Origin of the sequence: Aromatoleum toluolicum (assembly GCF_012911005.2) — a bacterium.
Lineage (GTDB): Bacteria > Pseudomonadota > Gammaproteobacteria > Burkholderiales > Rhodocyclaceae > Aromatoleum > Aromatoleum toluolicum.
Genome location: NZ_WTVS01000013.1, coordinates 88,649 through 103,704 on the forward strand (window position 1 = coordinate 88,649; position 15,056 = coordinate 103,704).

The window sequence follows — 15,056 nt, forward strand, 5'->3', positions numbered from 1 at the left end:
CGTGAAGCAGTTGGCAGCCGACTTTTTCCTCGGCTTGACTGCAGTCAAGGGAAACGGGAGCCTCGTCGCTAGAATGCCAGCGACCAGAGGCCTCTTTCCGCCCATGCATTTCAAGCGCTCGACTCGCACCCTGACGGCATGGATCGCGTTGTTCGCGATCCTGCTTGGTGCCGTCATGCCGGCGATGAGCCACGCGCTGTCGCGGATTTCCGGCGGCGAAACGCGCTGGGTCGAGGTATGTACCGTCGCCGGCACCAAGCTGGTCGCGGTCGACGATCCCACCGGCGACAGCAAGGGCGACAATCCTGACCTCTTTCCCGCGGAACGCTGCGCCTTTTGCGCGACCCATGGCGAGACTCCGTCCTTGCCGACGCCGCATGTGGTGCCCTTCGCGCTCGAAGCAGGAAGCGACGAATTCCCCCGGCTGTACTTCCACTCCCCGCGCCCGCTGTTCGCGTGGATCAAGTCGCCTCCGCGCGCACCGCCACTCCTCGCCTGAACGTTCTTCGCCCCGATCCGCCTGACTGGTACAGGAAAGGCGCGGCGTCCACGGGGCGGATTCCCGGTCTTCATCAGCTACGTTTGCGGCGCTTCGACCCCGATACCGGGTGCTTCGCCGTATTGCCATTCGTCCGTGCCGGCGCCGGTGTGTCGCGCAGTTGCCGGGTGGATCGCCAGACATTCAGGAGTGGAAACATGAAGCATTACATTGCAGCAGCCCTGTCCCTGATCGCCTTCTCGCTGCCCGCGCAGGCTGACGTCAAGGTCGAGGAGGCGTGGGTGCGTGCGACCGTGCCGCATCAGAAAGTCACCGGTGCCTTCATGCGGCTCACCGCAACGGCGGATGCGAAGTTGGTTGCGGCGGGTTCGCCGGTCGCTGGTTCCGTCGAGATCCATGAAATGGCGATGGAGAAGGAGGTCATGAAGATGCGCCCCGTCGCGGGGGTGACGCTTCCCGCCGGCCAGACCGTGGAACTCAAGCCCGGGGCGCATCACGTGATGCTGATGGATCTGCGCCAGCCGCTGCAACCCGGCGATACCGTGCGGCTGACACTGACGGTGGAAGGGCGTGACGGCAAGCGCGAGACGCTCGAGGTCAAGGCAGCGGTGCGGCCGCTCGGCACGATTGGAGGCGCCGTCCATGGGCGCTGAACGAATCCGCGCCCTCGTCGCGCTGTCCTGTGCTTGCGCGATTGGCGGTGCTTCGGCGGCCGAGGCCGAAACCATCCTCGAACAGGTGACCGTTACCGGCACGCGCGAAAAGGAACGGCTGGTCGAAACGCCGGCCTCGGTCGGGGCGGTGAAGGCCGAGGCGCTCGCGGCCGACAAGCCGGCGCATCCCGCCCAGGTCATGAACCAGATTCCGGGCGCTGCGGTCGCAGTGACCAACGGCGAGGGACACACCACCGCGATCCGCCAGCCCTTCACGACGAGCCCGGTGTACCTGTTCCTTGAGGACGGCATTCCCTCGCGTTCGCCGGGCTTCTTCAATCACAACGCGCTGTACGAGATCAACGTGCCGCAGGCCGGGGGCATCGAGGTGAACCGCGGCCCGTCGTCGGCGCTGTACGGTTCGGATGCCATCGGTGGCGTCGTTAATGTGCTGACGCGGGTGCCGCCGACGAAGACGGAGGTCGGGGGCTCCGTCGAGATCGGCGAACACGGTTGGCGGCGCGCGCTCCTGAGCGGCGGGTCGGGTTACGCGAACGGCGGCTTCCGCGCCGATCTGAATCTCTCCGCGACCGACGGATGGCGCGACGACACCGCCTACGACCGCAAGAGCGGCACGCTGCGCTGGGACCACTTCATCGGCGACAGCACCTCGCTGAAGACGGTCCTCGGCTTCTCCGAGATCGATCAGGACACGGGTGCCAACTCGCCCCTCGTGCGCGAGGACTACAAGCACGATCCGACGCGCAACTACCTGCCGATCGCGTTCCGCAAGGTCAGTGCGCTGCGTCTGTCGACCAGTTTCGAGCACGAGACCGCGGATTCGCTGCTGTCGATCACGCCCTACGTGCGCGACAACAGCATGGACCTGCTGGCGAGCTTCGCGCTGCGTTTCGACCCGAGTCTTGCCGAGACGAGGAACCAGTCCTACGGCCTGATGGCGAAGTGGCGCCAGGATTTCGCGCCCATGCGTGCGCGCCTGATCGCGGGCGTCGATCTCGACATGAGCCCCGGATCGCGGCGCGAGAACCGGATCAATGCGACGACGCGCGGAAGCGGTGCGAGCCAGGAATTCATCGACTACACCGTGGGGCCGCGCATCTACGATTACGACGTCGAATATCGCGGCATCTCGCCCTACCTGCACGGCGAGATTTCACCCACCGACAGGCTGCGGCTGACCGCCGGCCTGCGTTACGACGACATGCGCTACACGTTCCGCAACGATTTCGCCGCGGGCGTTGTCCAGGCCGGAACCAGTTTCTACGGCCAGGCGACCGACAGCACGGTGAGTTTCCGTCGCGCGACGCCGAAGCTTGGCGCAACGTACGCGCTCGATCGGGATACCCACCTGTTCGCCTCGTACAACCAGGGGTTCCGCGCGCCGTCGGAGTCGCAGCTCTTCCGACCGTCGAGGGCGACGAGCCGTGCATCGGCGCTAGCGCTAGCGCAATCCGCAGTCGACCTGGATGCGATCCGCGCCGAGCAGTTCGAACTCGGCATCCGTGGTGTGGTGGCCGGCGTGTCCTACGATCTGGTCGCCTATGACCTGACGAAGCGCGACGACATTGTGAGCCAGCGCGATCCGGAGACGACGCAGACGATCACGACCAATGCCGGCAAGACTCGTCACCGTGGTATCGAACTGGGGCTCGGTGCGCCGATTCATCGTGCCGTCAGGCTCGACGTGTCGATGTCCTATGCGTGGCACGAATTCGAGGACTGGGAGACTGCGCAGGGCGATTTCGGCGGGGACGAACAGGCCAGCGCGCCGCGCTTTATGTCCAATACCCGCCTGACCTGGACGCCGACGGCTGCGGTCCGGGCGCAGCTCGAATGGTCGAGGATCGGCTCCTATTGGCTCGACGACGCGAACACGGTGAAATACGGTGGCCACAACCTCTTCAACCTGCGCGGGAATTACACGCTCAACCCGACCTGGTCGCTATTCGGCAGCGTCCAGAACCTGACCGACAAGCGCTATGCCGAGAGCGCACAGCTGTCGACGCGGAGCACCCCGGTCTATTCGCCGGGATTGCCGCGTACGGTGATTGCGGGTGTGGAGGCGAAATGGTGAGCGTCGCCACGCCACGGAGCGCAACCCGACGGGCGATGATGGCGGTGCTGGGGGCGTTCGTGATCGCGAACGCCGGCGCGGCCGACGCGCAGCCGGTTCAGCACATGCACGGAACGGCCGGCGCCAAGCCAGCGCGACCGGAGTTGGGAACGAGCGCGGCCTTCGCACCCGATGATGCGTTGTACGCGGTGACGAAGGACGGCCAGCATGTGCTTCTGCATCGCAGTGCGGACGAGGGGCGCAACTGGGAGGCGCCCGTCGTCGTGAATGCTGAGCCGGAGCAGATCTCGGCCGACGGCGAAAATCGTCCCAAGCTTGCCTTCGATGCCGACGGTGCAGCGTTGGTGTCATGGACCCGGCCCCTGGCGAAACGCTTCACCGGCGAGATCCGATTCGCCCGTGCGGATGACCGGCGCCACTTTACCGCCCCCATCACGGTGCATCGCGACCGTCAGGAGATCACGCATCGCTTTGAGTCGCTCGCCGTGACCGGAGCCGGCAAGGTCGTGCTGGCGTGGATCGACAAGCGCGACCTCGAGCTCGCGCAGGCTGCGAATCGCGATTACCGCGGCGCGGCGATCTACGCGGCCATCTCGGACGACGGCGGGCGCAGTTTTCGGGCCGAGCGAAAGATTGCCGACCATTCGTGCGAATGCTGCCGCATCGCGATCACCGGCGACACCGACGGGCTCCCGCTGTTGATGTGGCGCCACGTCTTCGAACCCAACGAGCGCGACCATGCCGTGGTCAAGCTGGGCGCGGACGGGGCGCCCGGACAGGTCGTGCGCGCCACCTTCGACCGCTGGCGCATCGACGCCTGCCCGCACCACGGCCCCTCGCTCGCCGTCGCGCCGGATGGTACGCGTCACGCCGTGTGGTTCAATGAGAAGGGTGGCGAAGGGCGTGTCTTCTACGGGCGCCAAAAAGACGGGCGGGTGGACAGACAGCGCGCCTTGGGCGGCGAGCGCGCGGCGCATGCGGACATTGCGACCGCCGGGCGGCGCGTTGCCATTGTCTGGAAGGAGTTCGACGGCGAGCGCACGCTTCTGCGGGCAGAGGTGTCGGCGGACGGCGGTGCGACCTTCAATGCGCGGGCACTGGCGGGAACCGGCGGCGCGTCGGACCAGCCGCGGGTGATCCGTCGCGGCGATGCGCTGTTCGCGTTCTGGCGGACGGAGAACGAAGGCATGCAGGGGTACTGGCTGGAATGAAGATCCGACACGTTGTTGCGACCTTGTGCTGGTGCATCGCTGCCGCGAGCGGTGCGACCGAATTCCAGACCTTGGATCGCGTTGCCGCCGCCCGGGTCGTGAATCCGTCGAGCCACACGATGCCGACGATCGTTGCCCTGTGGTCCTCGGAATGTGTCCACTGCAAGAAGAACCTGAAGCTCTTTGTCGAGATGGCCAAGGCCGACCGCGGGTTCAGGCTGGTCACGGTGGCCGTGGAGCCGCAGGTTGCGGAGTTGGGGGAACCGCTGGATCTGCTGGCCGTGCCCGGGCAGCGCTTCGCATACGGGGCGGAGTCGCCCGAAGCACTCGGGTACGCGCTTGATCCGAAGTGGCGCGGCGAGTTGCCGAGAACGATCTTTTTCGACGGAAAGGGCGGCAAGACGGCCGTGTCGGGCGTCGTCACCGAGGCGACGGTGCGCGCGTCCCTCGGTCTGCAGGCAAACCCGTGAGCCGCCGGCGCACCAGTAAAAAGGGCGGCCGAAGCCGCCCTTGCTGTCGCAGGCCCTGCTGCTTCGTCAGCAGCCGGCCGGAGTTTACATCCCCTGGTAGATCGGCCCTTCGCCGCCCTGCGGCACGACCCAGTTGATGTTCTGCGTCGGGTCCTTGATGTCGCAGGTCTTGCAGTGCACGCAGTTCTGCGCGTTGATCTGCAGGCGGGGGTTCTGCCCCGACTCGTCGCGCACGATCTCGTACACGCCGGCCGGGCAGTAGCGCTGCTCGGGGGCGTCGTACTTCGCGAGGTTCACCGCGATCGGCACCGACGTATCCTTGAGCTGCAGGTGGCAGGGCTGGTCTTCCTCGTGGTTGGTGTTCGACAGGAACACCGAGGAGAGGCGATCGAAGGTCAGCACGCCGTCGGGCTTGGGGTAGTCGATCTTCGGGCATTCCGAGGCGAGCTTGAGCTTGTCGTGGTCGGAGCTATTGTGCAGCGTCCACGGCGCCTTGCCTTTGAGCACCTTCTGGTCGATGCCGAAGAGCAGCGAGCCCATCCACAGGCCGCGCTTCATGTAGGGCTTGAAGTTGCGCGTCTTGTGCAGTTCCTCATACAGCCAGCTCGAACGGAAGGCTTCCGGGAAGGCGGCGAGTTCGTCGCGCTGACGTTCAGCGGCCACCGCCTCGAACGCGGCTTCCGCGGCGAGCATGCCGCTCTTGATCGCGGCGTGGCTGCCCTTGATGCGCGCGGCGTTGAGGAAGCCCGCGTCGTCGCCGATCAGCGCACCGCCCGGGAACACCAGCTTGGGCTGGCTCTGCAACCCGCCCGCGGCGATCGCGCGCGCGCCGTAGGCGAGGCGCTTGCCGCCTTCGAGATACTTGCGGATCTCCGGATGCGTCTTGTAGCGCTGGAATTCCTCGAACGGGGACAGGTGCGGATTGGTGTAGTTGAGGCCCACCACGTAGCCGATCGCCACGAGGTTGTCCTCGAGGTGGTAGACGAAGCCGCCGCCGTAGGTGTCCGAGGGCAGGGGCCAGCCGGTGGTGTGCACGACCACGCCCGGCTCATGACGCTCGGCGGGCACTTCCCACAGTTCCTTCAGGCCGATGCCGTAGGTCTGCGGATCGACTCCGTTCCTGAGGTTGAACTGCGCTTCGAGCTGCTTGCCCAGATGCCCGCGGCAGCCTTCGGCAAACAACGTGTATTTCGCATGCAGCTCCATGCCCGGCTGGTAGGCGGGGCCCTGTTCGCCTTCGCGCGTGACGCCCATGTCGCCGGTGGCGACCCCCTTCACGGCGCCGTTCTCGTCGAACAGGATCTCGGCGCCGGCGAAGCCCGGATAGACCTCGACGCCCAGTGCTTCGGCCTGTTCGCCGAGCCACTTGGCGACGTTGCCCAGGCGCACGATGTAGTTGCCGTGGTTCAGGAAACAGTCCGGCAGCAGGCCGGTGGGCACCTTGCGGCCGCCCGTTTCGTTGAGGAAGATCACGCGATCTTCGGTGACGGCGGTGGTGAGCGGCGCGCCCTGTTCCTTCCAGTCGGGGATCAGCTCGTTCAGCGCGCGCGGATCCATCACCGCGCCGGAGAGGATGTGGGCGCCGATCTCGGCGGCCTTCTCGATCAGGCAGACGGAGATGTCGTTGCCTTTCGCGGCCGCCAGTTGCTTCAACCTGATCGCCGCGGCCAGCCCCGCAGGCCCGCCGCCGACGATCAGGACGTCGAATTCCATCGATTCGCGTTCCATTCAGTTCTCCATTTGAATACGCGCATATTGGTTTTGTGCATCGCGGGGATGCAGTTTAATACATGCATGCCCTTGGAGGCGCACGTCACCTGTCGCACCGGTGCATATCGAACATACGGTACCGTATGTTAGAGTGTCTTGTCGAGCCAAACCTGAGGAATCGATTGAATGAAACAGGAACGCAAGCTGGTTCATACCACCCGCATCCCGGTGCGCTGGGGCGACATGGACTACTACGGGCACGTCAATAACACCGTGTATTTCCGCTATTGCGAGCAGGCCCGCGTGGAATGGATCGAGCAGCTCGGTTTCGGGGTCGATCCGAACTGCGGCACGGGGCCGGTCGTGATCAACGCCAGTTGCACCTTCCTGCTGCCGGTGAATTATCCGGCGACCGTGATCGTCAATATGTATGCAGGACAACCCGGCCGGAGCAGCGCGATGACCTGGTACGAACTCTTCGTCGAGGGCGACGAGCGGCTGTATGCGGAAGGTGCGTCCAAGGTCGTATGGATGGACATGGGCACGAACAAGTCGGTGCCGCTGCCGGACGGATTGCGCGCTTCTCTCTGACGCATCATCGTCCGGCAGATCGGGTACAGTCGGGAGCGAAAACAACACATTCTTGCGCAATCGCGCATGTCCTCATCCTGCCCGGAGCGGATCGGGAACGTCGAAGCGCGGGCGAGTCCCGATGCGCCGGGACGTTTCCGCAATTGCGCCGGGCCGGCCAGCTGAACGCCGCGAATGCATAGGGAGATCCGATGATGCTGATGAACTGCGAGAAGTCCGTGCTGCTGATCGTGGATGTGCAGGAGCGCCTCGCGCCGGCGATCGACGAGGGCGAAGCTGTCGTGCGCCACTGCGTCTGGCTTGCCGGTGTCGCCGCGCGCATGGGCGTGCCGGTGGTCGTCACGGAGCACTTTCCGGACAAGATCGGGGGGACCGTCGCCGAGGTGAAGGCCGCCGCCGTCGCGGCCGGTGCGCAGTTCGTCACCAAGGAGCATTTCTCGGCCGAGGCGGACGGATGCCTCAGGGGCACGGCCATCGACGACCGGCGGCAGGTCGTCGTGTGCGGCACGGAAGCCCACGTGTGCGTCCAGCAGACCGCGCTGGGGTTGCGCTGGTCGGGTCGCGACGTCTTCGTGGTGGCGGACGCCGCCGGCTCGCGGCGATCGAGCGATCGCGAACTGGCCTTCGCGCGCATGCGCGGTCACGGCATCGAGATCGTGTCGCGGGAAATGGTTGCCTTCGAGTGGCTGCGGCGGGGTGGCACCGAACTCTTCCGCGGCGTGAACCGCGACTTCATCCGCTGATGGTTTCCGGGAACAGCGGTCCGTCTTCAGGCGTGCGCCACTGGCGCGGCACGTCGCACCAGGTATCCGTGTAGCGCGCTGCCTTGTCGGCCGGGCCTCGCACGAGGCAGCGCGCGGGCACCTTGAACGCGTGCGCGACGATCCAGCCATGCAGGCTGGTGCCCACGTAGGCGCAAGCTTCGGCGAGCAGGGCGAAAATGTCCAAAACGTGGGCCGATTCGAGGATCGCGACCGGACGTTGCGCCCCGAGTCGATCCGCAAGACGCCGGAGCGTATCGAGGTCGTCATGCCACGGCGCCAGCCCCGCGCGGTACAGCACGATACCTGTTCCGCTTGCGGCCGATGTCGCGAGCAGGGACCCTGCGACGCGGTCGAGCGTCGCGTCGTCGCCCCATTCCGCGGCGAGTTGAACCGCAGCCCACGATCGCATCCGCGAACGCAGTGCCGCGATCTCGCCGCCTTGTCCGCGTTGTCCTATCGTTGCGCCGAAGAGAGCGGGCGTTGCCGCGGCCGGGTCCGGCAGGAGGTCGGTATCGACTCCTGCATGGCGCAGGGCGTCGAAGGTCGTCCGGTCGCGCACGCTGAGCGTGGTCGCGGTGCGCAACGCCCGCAGGATCTCGTTGCGTTCCGCGCCCGGCAGGGTGTCGAATGCGACGCCGCCCACAGCGCGGAAGTGCGTGCGCCAGCGGGTCGGGAGATCGTCCTGCGCGACGATGTAGGGAATGCGGCGCGTGGTGCCGAGGACGGACCGTGCCCAGGCCGTGCGCGCGTCCGGGCTGCGATCGTGCAGGGCGACGATGCGTGCAGTGTCCGACGGCGACTGCAGCATCACGGCGGCCTCCCACGCGGTGGTCGTGAGCAGCTCGCCGCCGACGTGCACGAAGTCGGCGTCCTCGCTCCCGAAGGCCGCGATGGCGTCGGCCAGCGCCAGGGTGTGGAAGCCTCCGAACTTGCGCAGGTCGCGGGCGGCGAGGCCGGTGAACACGATGTCGGTGCGAGCGCCCGCCGCGGCACAGCGGGCGAGCAGCAGGTCGCCGAAGTTGTGGCGGTCAAAAGCTCCGAACAGGATCAGGCGCCGCCCGTTCGCCGGCGCCGCTTCGCGTTTCGCGCTCGTCATCATAGTTACGATCGCTCCATTTTCGGCCGGGGAAAAAGGGCAGGTGCCGCACATCGCTTCCGGCCTGCGGGGCTCTTCGGTTATCATCGCGCTTTCCCGCAGCAACGTTCCCATGACCAAATACGTCTTCGTTACCGGCGGTGTCGTGTCCTCTTTGGGCAAAGGCATTGCAGCGGCCTCGCTGGGGGCCATTCTCGAATCCCGCGGCATCAAGGTTACCCACCTCAAGCTGGATCCGTATATCAACGTCGATCCGGGCACGATGAGCCCGTTCCAGCACGGTGAGGTCTTCGTCACCGAGGACGGCGCCGAAACCGACCTCGACCTCGGCCACTACGAGCGCTTCACCAGCGCCCGCATGAGCAAGCGCAACAACTTCACCACCGGCCAGATCTATGAGGCGGTGATCAAGAAGGAGCGCCGCGGCGAGTATCTTGGCAAGACGGTGCAGGTCATCCCGCACATCACCGACGAGATCAAGCAGTACATCAAGCGCGGTGCCGAAGGCGCCGACGTGGCGATCGTCGAGGTCGGCGGCACCGTGGGCGACATCGAGTCGCTGCCCTTCCTCGAGGCGATCCGCCAGATGGGATTCGAGGAGGGGCGTAACGGCACCTGCTTCATCCACCTGACGCTGGTTCCGTACATCCCGACCGCGGGCGAACTGAAGACCAAGCCGACGCAGCATTCGGTGAAGGAGCTGCGCGAGATCGGCATCCAGCCCGACATCCTGCTGTGCCGCGCCGACCGCTCGATCCCCGCCGACGAGCGCCGCAAGATCGCGCTGTTCTGCAACGTGATGCACGAAGCGGTCATCGAGTGCCTCGATGCGAACTCGATCTACAAGATCCCCGGTCAGCTGCACGACCAGATGCTCGACGAGATCGTCTGCCACAAGCTCAACATCCTCGCGCGCGCGGCGGACCTGAGCGTGTGGGAAAAGCTCGTCCATGCGCTCGAGAACCCGAAGCAGACCATCGACGTCGCCTTCGTGGGCAAGTACGTCGACCTGACCGAATCCTACAAGTCGCTCATCGAAGCGCTCAACCATGCCGGGATGCACACCGAGAGCAAGGTGAATATCCACTACCTCGACTCCGAGGATATCGAGCGCGACGGCTGCAAGGCGCTGGAAAAGATGGATGCGATCCTGGTGCCGGGCGGCTTCGGCAAGCGCGGCACCGAGGGCAAGATCGCCGCGATCCGCTACGCACGCGAGAACAAGGTTCCCTATCTGGGCATCTGCCTGGGCATGCAGCTCGCCGTCGTGGAGTTCGCCCGCGACGTCGCCGGCATGGCCGGCGCGCATTCGACCGAGTTCGAGCGCGACACGCAGTATCCGGTGATCGGCCTGATCACCGAATGGCAGGATCGCACCGGCAAGGTCGAGAAGCGCAGTGAAAGCTCCGATCTCGGCGGCACGATGCGCCTCGGCGCGCAGATGTGCCATCTGGCCGACGGCTCTCTGGCGCGCGCGGTGTACGGTTCCGCCGACGTCGTCGAACGCCACCGCCACCGTTACGAAGTGAACAACAAGCTGCTCTCGCAACTCGAAGAGAAGGGTCTGGTTGTCTCCGGCCGGGCGCCGGGTACCGACCTGTGCGAGATGATCGAACTGCCGGCCGACGTGCATCCGTGGTTCGTCGGCTGCCAGTTCCACCCGGAATTCACTTCCAACCCGCGCAAGGGACATCCGCTGTTCACGGCCTACGTGAAGGCGGCGCTGGCGCGCAAGGCGGCCGCTGCGGCGGCCTGAGGGAGTTGCGATGAAACTCTGCGGATTCGAGGTCGGCCTCGACAAGCCGTTCTTCCTGATTGCCGGCCCGTGCGTGATCGAGTCGCGCGACATGGCCTTCGAAACGGCCGGTGCGCTCAAGGAGATCTGCGCCGAGCTGGCGATCCCCTTCATCTACAAGTCGTCGTACGACAAGGCCAACCGCAGTTCGGGCAAGTCCTACCGCGGCACGGGGATGGAAAGGGGGCTCGAGATCCTTGCCGACGTGCGCAAGCAGCTCGGCGTGCCGGTGCTCACCGACGTGCATGCGATCGAGGAAATCCCGGCCGTGGCGGCCGTTGTCGACGTGCTGCAGACGCCGGCCTTCCTGTGCCGCCAGACTGACTTCATCCACGCGGTCGCAGCCAGCGGCAAGCCGGTGAACATCAAGAAGGGCCAGTTCCTGGCCCCGGGCGACATGAAGAACGTCGTGGACAAGGCGCGCGAGGCCAACGGCGGCGCGGACACCATCATGGTGTGCGAGCGCGGTGCATCGTTCGGTTACAACAACCTCGTGTCGGACATGCGCAGTCTTGCGATCATGCGCGAGACGGGCTGCCCCGTCGTGTTCGATGCGACCCATTCGGTGCAGCTGCCGGGCGGGCAGGGCACGGCCTCGGGCGGGCAGCGCGAGTTCGTGCCGGTGCTGGCGCGCGCGGCCCTTGCCGTGGGCGTGGCGGGATTGTTCATGGAAACTCATCCCGATCCGGCGAAGGCCCTGTCGGACGGCCCGAACGCGTGGCCGCTGCCGAAGATGAAGGCGCTGCTGGCGACGCTGAAGGACATCGACAGTCTGGTGAAGCGCCACGGCTTCATGGAGCTGGCCGGCTGAAGCAGCCGCCGTTTCGATCAAACCATTTTTGACCCCCAGGAAGGACACGAATACCCATGAGTGCAATCGTTGATGTCATTGCCCGCGAAATTCTGGATTCGCGTGGCAACCCGACCGTAGAGGCGGACGTTTTGCTCGAATCCGGCGTGATGGGCCGTGCGGCGGTGCCGTCGGGCGCCTCGACCGGTTCGCGTGAAGCCATCGAACTGCGTGACGGCGACGCCGCGCGCTACCTGGGCAAGGGCGTCCTGCGTGCGGTCGAGAACGTCAACACCGAGATCTCGGAATCGATCATCGGCCTCGACGCCGAAGAGCAGGCTTTCATCGACCGTACCCTGATCGAGCTCGACGGCACCGAGAACAAGTCGCGTCTCGGCGCCAACGCGATGCTGGCTGTGTCGATGGCCGTCGCGAAGGCTGCCGCCGAAGAGGCCGGCCTGCCGCTCTATCGCTACTTCGGCGGCTCGGGCCCGATGGCGATGCCGGTTCCGATGATGAACGTCATCAACGGCGGTGCACACGCGAACAACAGCCTGGACATCCAGGAATGCATGATCATGCCCGTCGGCGCGACCAGCTTCCGCGAGGCGCTGCGCTGCGGCGCCGAGATCTTCCATCACCTGAAGAAGCTCACCGACAAGAAGGGCTACCCGACGACTGTCGGCGACGAGGGCGGTTTCGCGCCGAACGTCGGCAGCACCGAGGAGGCCCTCAACATGATCCAGGACGCGATCTCGGCCGCCGGCTACGAGCCTGGCCGTGAAGTGGTGCTGGCGCTCGACTGCGCAGCGTCGGAGTTCTACAAGGACGGCAAGTACGTCCTTGCCGGCGAAGGGCTGACCCTGAGCTCGGAAGGCTTTGCCGACTACCTCGCGACGTTGGCTGACCGCTTCCCGATCGTGTCGATCGAGGACGGCATGGCGGAGAACGACTGGGCCGGCTGGAAGACGCTGACCGACAAGCTCGGCCGCAAGATCCAGCTCGTCGGCGACGACCTCTTCGTCACCAATACGAAGATTCTCGAGCAGGGTATCGACCAGGGCATCGCCAACTCGATCCTCATCAAGATCAACCAGATCGGCACGCTGTCGGAGACATTCGCTGCGGTCGAGATGGCCAAGCGCGCGGGCTACACCGCCGTGATCTCGCACCGTTCGGGCGAGACCGAGGACTCGACGATCGCGGACATCGCGGTCGGCCTCAATGCGATGCAGATCAAGACCGGTTCGCTGTCGCGTTCGGACCGCATCTCGAAGTACAACCAGCTGCTGCGCATCGAGGAAGATCTCGGCGATACCGTCAGCTACCCGGGCCGTCGCGCCTTCTACAACCTGCGCGTGCGCTAAGCGTTCCGCGTTCGGCGGCGGCCCGCGAGGGCCGTCCGCAATGATTCGATGCACAAGGCCGGCGATGAATTCGCCGGCCTTCTTTTGATTACGAGCAGATATTCATTCTTATGCGCTGGCCTCTGGTCATCCTCGTCCTGCTGGTGGCACTCCTGCAGTACCCGCTCTGGCTGGGCAAGGGCGGCTGGCTGCGCGTGTGGGACGTGGACCGTCAGCTGCAGGAGCAGCGCGAGAAGAACCGCGCGCTGGAACAGCGCAACGCGGGTCTGGAGGCCGAAGTGCGCGATCTCAAGTCCGGCAACGAGGCGATCGAGGAACGCGCGCGCTTCGAACTCGGGCTGACCAAGCCCGGCGAAGTCTTCGTTCACACCCCCCGGCAGAAGCCCTGACGGCGGCGCCCTCCGGGGAGTGCGGCCTGATCAGAGCACTTCGGCGATCGCTTCCCGCTGCAGCAGCTCGCCTTCGAATTCCACGAGCTCGGGTCCGAGCGCATCACGCGCCGACACCATTCCCACGGGGCGGCCGTTCTCCACGATCGGCACGTGGCGGAATCCGCCTTCGAACATCAGGTGCAAGGCGTGGCCGAGCGGCATCTCGGGTGTTGCGGTCATTACGCGCGAGGTCATCACGCGGGCAATTGGCGTCGTTTGAGGATCCAGGCCAGCGGCCAGCACCCGGACGAGGGCGTCGCGTTCGGTAAAGATGCCGATGAGATTGTCCCCTTCGGTGGCCATGATCGATCCGACCTTGGCTTCGGCCATGAGGCGCGCCGCGTCGCTGACGGTGAGGTGGGCGGGGCTCGTGAGGATGGGGCGGCCGGCGATGACCTCGCTGATCTTCCGTGTATGCATGATTCTGCTCCTGCTGAAGGTTAGGTGTGAGATGACTTCCTGTCAGCGTCGGCGCGTGCAGCGCCGCCCCGGGTTGTGGGCGCCCGGGCCGCCTTGCTCAACCGTCCGCCAGGAGCGTCCTGGCACCGTCGAATCTGGATCTGAAATAGGGGCTGTCGAGCCGTTCGACGCGCACGCGCCCGCGGCTCGATGGTGCATGCACGAACTTGCCTTCCCCCATGTAGATGCCCATGTGGGAGTATGGCCGGTTCATGGTGTTGAAGAAGACGAGGTCGCCCGGCTGGAGCATCGCGAGGCTGACCGGCCGCGTCCGGTCGGCGATCTGCGCTGCGTTGTGCGGCAGGCGGTAGCCGGAGACCTGCTCGACGACGTAGGAAACCATGCCGCTGCAGTCGAGGCCCGCGTCGGGATTGCGGCCGCCGAAGCGATAGCCGGTGTCGATCAGGCCTAGCGCGAAGATGACCATCTCGCGCGAATGCTCGGGGTCTGCGAGGATGAAAAAGTTGCTGCTTGTGCGTCCGGACGGGACGGTCGGAGCGGAGGAGACGTCGGGCCGCGGGGCCGGGACGCTGCCGCAGGCCGCGACCAGCGCTGCGATCGCGGATGCCGTCAGGGCTTGAAGCAGCTTGCGGACGACCATGGAGCTCCCCAGCACATTATCCGCAAACGATAGGGAAATAGTCGTTGGGTGTCCAGTGGGGGCGAGCGCGCGGACGTTCTCGGCCAGGCGTCAGAGCGAGGCCTTGCGGATGGCGCTACAGGCCGGACTTTCGGGTAGGTCCGGTCTTTCGAGTACGGCCTGGTCTCCGCTGGCCGAGAGTACCGTATATCCGTCGGAATACTTTGCCCCGCTGGTCGACTTCTCGGCGGTGAGGGCAAATATGCCGGCGCCCGTGCGCAGGCGGACGTGGTCCTCGAAGTACTCGACGGTGAATTGCTCTCCTCCGGGGCAGGTATAACTGACGACCCGCGAACTTTCGCGGGTCCAGGCGGTGCCGGCGAGTGAGCCTGCGCCGATGAGAAGTGCGGAAAGAGCTGCCAGTTGGCGATGGAGGCGCATGAAGTGTCTTTCAGAAGCGTGCGGGTGCGGCCGCGGCCGCGTTAGTCAGTCAGTTCGATGGTGCCGCTGACGGTGACGATGATTTCGGTCTCGCCGGCTTCGAC

At 65.7% G+C, this 15,056-nt stretch carries 16 protein-coding genes; 11 read left to right on the plus strand and 5 right to left on the minus strand.

What is annotated here, in order from left to right:
• Positions 1–103: 103 nt before the first annotated feature.
• From GPA27_RS08340 to GPA27_RS08360, 5 genes are all read left to right on the plus strand, one after another.
• Positions 104–499 (plus strand): DUF2946 domain-containing protein, encoded by a 396-nt coding sequence (locus tag GPA27_RS08340; RefSeq protein ID WP_256222853.1) that lies wholly within the window; start codon positions 104–106, stop codon positions 497–499.
• Positions 500–696: 197 nt separating this feature from the next.
• Positions 697–1,152: a copper chaperone PCu(A)C gene (locus GPA27_RS08345; RefSeq protein WP_169139410.1), complete on the plus strand. Its 456-nt coding sequence runs from the start codon at positions 697–699 to the stop codon at positions 1,150–1,152.
• Complete coding sequence (locus GPA27_RS08350; protein WP_169139412.1) at positions 1,142–3,247, plus strand: TonB-dependent receptor; 2,106 nt, start codon at positions 1,142–1,144, stop codon at positions 3,245–3,247. Before GPA27_RS08345 ends, GPA27_RS08350 begins: the two co-directional genes overlap by 11 nt.
• A complete protein-coding gene (locus GPA27_RS08355) occupies positions 3,241–4,458 on the plus strand; it encodes an exo-alpha-sialidase (protein WP_246260998.1) in 1,218 nt (405 codons plus the stop codon). Before GPA27_RS08350 ends, GPA27_RS08355 begins: the two co-directional genes overlap by 7 nt.
• Positions 4,455–4,928: a TlpA family protein disulfide reductase gene (locus GPA27_RS08360; protein ID WP_169139414.1), complete on the plus strand. Its 474-nt coding sequence runs from the start codon at positions 4,455–4,457 to the stop codon at positions 4,926–4,928. Before GPA27_RS08355 ends, GPA27_RS08360 begins: the two co-directional genes overlap by 4 nt.
• Positions 4,929–5,012: 84 nt before the next feature.
• Here the strand turns inward: GPA27_RS08360 and GPA27_RS08365 are convergent, their stop codons facing one another.
• A complete protein-coding gene (locus GPA27_RS08365) occupies positions 5,013–6,656 on the minus strand; it encodes an electron transfer flavoprotein-ubiquinone oxidoreductase (protein ID WP_169139416.1) in 1,644 nt (547 codons plus the stop codon).
• 168 nt (positions 6,657–6,824) lie between these two features.
• On the opposite strand from GPA27_RS08365, the gene GPA27_RS08370 reads away from it, so the two are divergent.
• A complete protein-coding gene (locus tag GPA27_RS08370; RefSeq protein ID WP_169139418.1) occupies positions 6,825–7,229 on the plus strand; it encodes an acyl-CoA thioesterase in 405 nt (134 codons plus the stop codon).
• Between the two features lie 194 nt (positions 7,230–7,423).
• Complete coding sequence (locus GPA27_RS08375; protein WP_169139454.1) at positions 7,424–7,972, plus strand: isochorismatase family protein; 549 nt, start codon at positions 7,424–7,426, stop codon at positions 7,970–7,972.
• On the opposite strand, the gene GPA27_RS08380 is transcribed toward GPA27_RS08375, so the two are convergent.
• A complete protein-coding gene (locus GPA27_RS08380; protein WP_169139420.1) occupies positions 7,962–9,092 on the minus strand; it encodes a polysaccharide pyruvyl transferase family protein in 1,131 nt (376 codons plus the stop codon). The two genes, GPA27_RS08375 and GPA27_RS08380, sit on opposite strands and share 11 nt — an antisense overlap.
• A gap of 109 nt (positions 9,093–9,201) precedes the next feature.
• Here GPA27_RS08380 and pyrG point away from each other — a divergent pair, with 109 nt between their 5' ends.
• The 4 genes from pyrG (at position 9,202) to ftsB (ending at position 13,430) form a co-directional block, all read left to right on the plus strand.
• Positions 9,202–10,845 carry a CTP synthase gene (pyrG, locus tag GPA27_RS08385; RefSeq protein ID WP_169139422.1) on the plus strand — a complete coding sequence of 548 codons (1,644 nt, stop codon included), beginning with the start codon at positions 9,202–9,204 and terminating at the stop codon, positions 10,843–10,845.
• A 10-nt stretch (positions 10,846–10,855) separates the two neighbouring features.
• Positions 10,856–11,695 carry a 3-deoxy-8-phosphooctulonate synthase gene (kdsA, locus tag GPA27_RS08390; RefSeq protein WP_169139424.1) on the plus strand — a complete coding sequence of 280 codons (840 nt, stop codon included), beginning with the start codon at positions 10,856–10,858 and terminating at the stop codon, positions 11,693–11,695.
• A gap of 56 nt (positions 11,696–11,751) precedes the next feature.
• Complete coding sequence (gene eno, locus GPA27_RS08395) at positions 11,752–13,041, plus strand: phosphopyruvate hydratase (protein ID WP_169139426.1); 1,290 nt, start codon at positions 11,752–11,754, stop codon at positions 13,039–13,041.
• 110 nt (positions 13,042–13,151) lie between these two features.
• Positions 13,152–13,430, plus strand: coding sequence for a cell division protein FtsB (gene ftsB, locus GPA27_RS08400; RefSeq protein ID WP_050415716.1), 279 nt, complete (start codon positions 13,152–13,154; stop codon positions 13,428–13,430).
• A gap of 30 nt (positions 13,431–13,460) precedes the next feature.
• Here ftsB and GPA27_RS08405 read toward each other — a convergent pair whose 3' ends face one another.
• The 3 genes from GPA27_RS08405 to GPA27_RS08415 form a co-directional block, all read right to left on the minus strand.
• The gene (locus GPA27_RS08405) at positions 13,461–13,892 is read right to left on the minus strand and encodes a CBS domain-containing protein (RefSeq protein WP_169139428.1); all 432 of its coding nucleotides are present in this window, start codon (positions 13,890–13,892) and stop codon (positions 13,461–13,463) included.
• 97 nt (positions 13,893–13,989) lie between these two features.
• Positions 13,990–14,532, minus strand: a complete 543-nt coding sequence (locus tag GPA27_RS08410) for a C40 family peptidase (RefSeq protein WP_169139430.1) — start codon at positions 14,530–14,532, stop codon at positions 13,990–13,992.
• Between the two features lie 90 nt (positions 14,533–14,622).
• The gene (locus GPA27_RS08415; RefSeq protein WP_169139432.1) at positions 14,623–14,952 is read right to left on the minus strand and encodes an MliC family protein; all 330 of its coding nucleotides are present in this window, start codon (positions 14,950–14,952) and stop codon (positions 14,623–14,625) included.
• Positions 14,953–15,056: the final 104 nt, after the last annotated feature.

Bases quoted from the DNA above. Each gene is read 5' to 3' on its own strand.
- GPA27_RS08375 (WP_169139454.1), top strand. From the start codon at position 7,424: ATGCTGATGAACTGCGAGAAGTCCGTGCTGCTGATCGTGGATGTGCAG.
- GPA27_RS08405 (WP_169139428.1), bottom strand. From the start codon at position 13,892: ATGCATACACGGAAGATCAGCGAGGTCATCGCCGGCCGCCCCATCCTC.
- GPA27_RS08370 (WP_169139418.1), top strand. From the start codon at position 6,825: ATGAAACAGGAACGCAAGCTGGTTCATACCACCCGCATCCCGGTGCGC.
- kdsA (WP_169139424.1), top strand. From the start codon at position 10,856: ATGAAACTCTGCGGATTCGAGGTCGGCCTCGACAAGCCGTTCTTCCTG.
- ftsB (WP_050415716.1), top strand. From the start codon at position 13,152: ATGCGCTGGCCTCTGGTCATCCTCGTCCTGCTGGTGGCACTCCTGCAG.
- eno (WP_169139426.1), top strand. From the start codon at position 11,752: ATGAGTGCAATCGTTGATGTCATTGCCCGCGAAATTCTGGATTCGCGT.
- GPA27_RS08380 (WP_169139420.1), bottom strand. From the start codon at position 9,092: ATGATGACGAGCGCGAAACGCGAAGCGGCGCCGGCGAACGGGCGGCGC.
- pyrG (WP_169139422.1), top strand. From the start codon at position 9,202: ATGACCAAATACGTCTTCGTTACCGGCGGTGTCGTGTCCTCTTTGGGC.
- GPA27_RS08410 (WP_169139430.1), bottom strand. From the start codon at position 14,532: ATGGTCGTCCGCAAGCTGCTTCAAGCCCTGACGGCATCCGCGATCGCA.
- GPA27_RS08365 (WP_169139416.1), bottom strand. From the start codon at position 6,656: ATGGAACGCGAATCGATGGAATTCGACGTCCTGATCGTCGGCGGCGGG.
- GPA27_RS08345 (WP_169139410.1), top strand. From the start codon at position 697: ATGAAGCATTACATTGCAGCAGCCCTGTCCCTGATCGCCTTCTCGCTG.
- GPA27_RS08355 (WP_246260998.1), top strand. From the start codon at position 3,241: ATGGTGAGCGTCGCCACGCCACGGAGCGCAACCCGACGGGCGATGATG.
- GPA27_RS08415 (WP_169139432.1), bottom strand. From the start codon at position 14,952: ATGCGCCTCCATCGCCAACTGGCAGCTCTTTCCGCACTTCTCATCGGC.
- GPA27_RS08340 (WP_256222853.1), top strand. From the start codon at position 104: ATGCATTTCAAGCGCTCGACTCGCACCCTGACGGCATGGATCGCGTTG.
- GPA27_RS08350 (WP_169139412.1), top strand. From the start codon at position 1,142: ATGGGCGCTGAACGAATCCGCGCCCTCGTCGCGCTGTCCTGTGCTTGC.
- GPA27_RS08360 (WP_169139414.1), top strand. From the start codon at position 4,455: ATGAAGATCCGACACGTTGTTGCGACCTTGTGCTGGTGCATCGCTGCC.